We start from the raw sequence: 3,115 nt of genomic DNA, 5'->3' as shown, positions 1-3,115 counted from the left end.
GGAACTTGACGGAAAATCGTTTTTCACCAATACGGCCACTGCGGCCAGCTGTCCTGTATGGATATTCTATCTGAAGGGAGCGTTTATTTCTGACAATTCCCGATTGAAAAACACTTCCCTGTTTTACGGGCAAACCAATCGCTATTCAGATTATTCCGCTTTTCAGAATGCGCAGATTTTCGGAGTGCAGTTTCATCCTTATGCTTTATCCTATTTGTTTTCGATTCCCACGGTTGAACTAACCAACTCGATACTGGATGTTCAAAATCTTTTGGGAAAGGATGGAAAAGAACTGGAAGAACACGTGTTTTTGGCTGAAACAATCGAAGAAAGAGCCCGCCTGATTTCCAATTATTTCGAATCACGATTAAGCGTCATTTCCGACAAAGATCACTCAATCATTGCAGCGATCGAAACCGTGAATCAATCCGGAAACAATCTGAACATGGATCTTTTGTCCAAACGATTCTGCCTGTCTCAACGACAATTTGAACGCAGATTCAAAGAATTATCCGGCTTCTCACCTATTTCTTATTCCCGAATCGTACGCTTTGAAAAAGCATTGAACAGCCTGATTTCAAACCGGGAATTCACTGATATCGCATTGGCACACGGGTATTACGACCAGGCACATTTCAACAATGATTTTAAATCATTTACAGGCTATAATCCCAAGAAATACCTAAAGGTAAATGAATTGATCGTCTGATCTTTTTATGTCGAATATTTCCAATTTTTAATCTGCTGCGCTTCCTACTTTTGCAGTTTAAAATTTCTATTTCCAATGACGGACGATTTCATTCTTATTCAAGGTGCTAAAGAAAATAACTTGAAAAATGTTTCTTTACAGATTCCCAAAAATAAACTGACTGTTTTCACAGGTGTTTCGGGATCCGGGAAGTCATCATTAGTCTTTGACACCATTGCAACGGAAACCCAAAGACAATTGAACGAAACCTACCCTGCTTTCATCCGGAATTTCTTACCTAAATACAGTAAGCCTGATGTTGAGCTCATTGAAAACCTGTCCGTCTCCATTGTGGTTGATCAAAAACGACTGGGCGGAAATTCGCGTTCCACGTTGGGAACCATTACAGACATTTACAGTTCTTTACGCCTTTTATTCGCAAAAGCAGGATCACCGCATATTGGTTCTGCACACTTGTTTTCGTTTAATGACGCGGCAGGAATGTGTCCGGTATGCCAGGGAATTGGCGTCAGCAGTATTGTAGATTTGGATACTGTTTTCGACAGGACAAAATCTCTGAATGAAGGCGCTATTTTATTACCAACTTTTAAAGTTGACGCGATTGACTGGAAAATCTTAACACATCCGGGCTACTTCGATTTGGACAAAAAACTTTCGGAATATTCAGCAGAAGAATGGAAATTACTGACAGATGGCAACGGCGGCATCAAAATAGCGATGGATAGCGGATGGGCAGCCGGAATGAATGTGAAATTCGAAGGTGTCGTTGAGAAATTTTCACGAAGATATATCGGTACTGAGATTTCTGAAAAGAACAAAGCAAAAATCTCGAAATACATGACCCGGGGAATTTGCCAAAGTTGCCAGGGCGCTCGCCTGAATCCGGTGGTCCTGAGTTCCAAAGTACAAGGATATTCGATTGCTGAAATGACAGCCATGGAAGTATCCATGCTCAAAGAAATCATTGATTCGATTCACGACGAAAAGGTTTTACCAATCACGCAATCCATTTCCTTACAACTCGAACACCTCATTTCCATGGGATTGGATTACATCAGTCTGAACCGGGAAACCACTACACTATCCGGCGGTGAATCCCAGCGGGTAAAAATGGTGAAATACCTGAACAGCAGCTTGACCGGGATGATTTACATTTTCGATGAACCAAGTATCGGCTTACATCCACGGGATGTTGTGCGGCTAAATACCCTGCTTCAAAAACTACGGGATAAGGGAAATACCATTTTGGTGGTGGAACATGATCCGGATGTCATTAAAATTGCGGATCACATTGTGGATGTTGGTCCTTTTGCAGGAAATAAAGGTGGTGAAATCGTGTACCAGGGAAGTCTTGAAAACTTGCTGCAAAGCGAGACTTTAACGGGAAAATACTTAAACCATGCCTTTGAATTAAAAAAGACGAGCAGAAAAGCAGCCGGGCATTATCCTTTGAAAAATGTGAAGCACAACAACCTGAAAAATGTAAGTGTTGCCATTCCTAAAAATGTGCTGACAGTTGTAACCGGAGTTGCAGGTTCGGGTAAAAGCAGTTTGATCAACAACGCATTTTTGAAGGAATACCCTGACGCTATAGTGATTAACCAGGATGCTGTAAGTGCGAATGTAAGATCCAATCCGGCAACTTATAGCGGAATCATGGACGAAATACGAACACTTTTCGCTAAAAACAACCAGGTACAACCGGCTTATTTCAGCCCGAATTCCAAAAGTGGCGGAGCTTGTTCGAACTGCCAGGGTTTAGGGGTTATTTCTACGGATTTGGCTTATCTCGATTCAGTAAAATCCGTTTGTGAAATCTGTGAAGGGAAACGTTTTTCAGACGAAACACTCACCTATTTACTGGATGGCAAAGCCATCAACGAAGTATTAGACATGACCTTCAATGAAGCCTTGCTTTTCTTCAAAACACCGGGGTTGCAAAAGATTCTGCAAAGCCTGGTAGATGTCGGGATTGGATATCTGACACTGGGACAGCCGCTCAGCACCTTATCCGGAGGCGAATGCCAACGAATCAAATTAGCCAAAGAACTTCATAAAAAAGGAAGTATTTACGTCATGGACGAACCAACTACCGGTTTACACATGTCGGACATTGAAAAAATCCTGGGCATTCTGAATATGCTTGTCGACAAGGGTAATACGGTGATTGTCATCGAACACAACCTGGATATCATTAAACATGCGGACTGGATTATCGACATCGGGCCGGAAGGTGGAAAAAATGGCGGTGAAATCATTTTTGAAGGAACTCCGGCTGAAATTATTCAATCTCAACACTCATTGACCGGGAAATATTTACTGGAATCCATCAATTAGACTTCATTACAGATAAATTATTGAAAAGTGCCTGCTGGTTTTATCTGGCAGGCACTTTTCAATAATTTA

The 3,115-nt window shown here is 41.6% G+C and carries 2 protein-coding genes; both read left to right on the top strand.

Features of this window, described 5'->3' with window-relative positions:
- Positions 1 to 709, top strand: a 709-nt coding sequence (locus tag Q1V93_RS00840; protein ID WP_300660147.1) for a helix-turn-helix domain-containing protein, incomplete at its 5' end; no start/stop codon positions are given.
- Positions 710 to 784: 75 nt separating this feature from the next.
- Positions 785 to 3,046 (top strand): excinuclease ABC subunit UvrA, encoded by a 2,262-nt coding sequence (locus Q1V93_RS00835; RefSeq protein WP_300660144.1) that lies wholly within the window; start codon positions 785 to 787, stop codon positions 3,044 to 3,046.
- Positions 3,047 to 3,115: the final 69 nt, after the last annotated feature.

The organism is Fluviicola sp. (genome assembly GCF_030151805.1).
Lineage (GTDB): Bacteria > Bacteroidota > Bacteroidia > Flavobacteriales_D > Crocinitomicaceae > Fluviicola.
This window is presented reverse-complemented; position numbering and strand designations above follow the sequence as displayed.